The sequence below is a fragment of the Methanobrevibacter filiformis genome, assembly GCF_001639265.1.
GTDB lineage: Archaea > Methanobacteriota > Methanobacteria > Methanobacteriales > Methanobacteriaceae > Methanacia > Methanacia filiformis.
Genome location: NZ_LWMT01000185.1, coordinates 1 through 746 on the forward strand (window position 1 = coordinate 1; position 746 = coordinate 746).

At 22.3% G+C, this 746-nt stretch carries 1 protein-coding gene; it reads left to right on the plus strand.

What is annotated here, in order from left to right; all coding sequences use genetic code 11:
* Positions 1-445: 445 nt before the first annotated feature.
* Positions 446-592, plus strand: a complete 147-nt coding sequence (locus MBFIL_RS10545; RefSeq protein ID WP_157078678.1) for a hypothetical protein — start codon at positions 446-448, stop codon at positions 590-592.
* The last annotated feature ends 154 nt before the right edge of the window (positions 593-746 follow it).

Sequence of the window (746 nt, forward strand, 5' to 3'; positions counted from 1 at the left end):
AATAGATATTCAATGAAAAACATAGACAACAAATAAAAAAAACTACAAAAAATAATTTACAATCTAACCACAACTAAGAAAATTCACTGTCATCCATCAACTGAAAAATTAATTATTGCACAGCCAATCTTATAATAAATATTATCTTATTATTTTGGATTTCCGCCCTTATTTCTATAGGCTAATAATATAAATATTTAAATAGGTATTACTTTTTATTAACATCATTAAGTAGCTACCACAGATTAAATTTATTCATAATTTAATTTATCAAAATCATTAAAATCATTGTTTTGTTAAAAAACAATTAAAAATAATATAAAATCTGATTAGCTGGCTTAATACTAAATAAACCATTTAATAACTAAATTAAATAATAAATTAACTAATAAATTAACTAATAAATTAATTAATACATTTAATTATTTAAGAAAGGAGCGAATTTATGGAGATTAAGTTAAAATTTAGATTTTTACCTATATTACTTGTTTTTGGATTAATTCTTTTTGTCATGGGTAGTGCGAATGCTACTGATGTTTCTATCAGTTCTGTGAATGGAACTATTCAAAATGTTATTGATAATATAGTATGATACCTATTTTTTGACAATATATTCATCTATCCAATTTTCGACAAAAGATATTTCATCAACTAATTCGTAGTATAATTTAACCACTTCCTTTTTTAGGTATTCAATATCTGGAATGGGGTTTCTATGTAGTATATTTTTCATAGTTCTCCATAGT

Coding starts and splice junctions, on each gene's coding strand:
- MBFIL_RS10545 (WP_157078678.1), top strand. CDS start 446: ATGGAGATTAAGTTAAAATTTAGATTTTTACCTATATTACTTGTTTTT.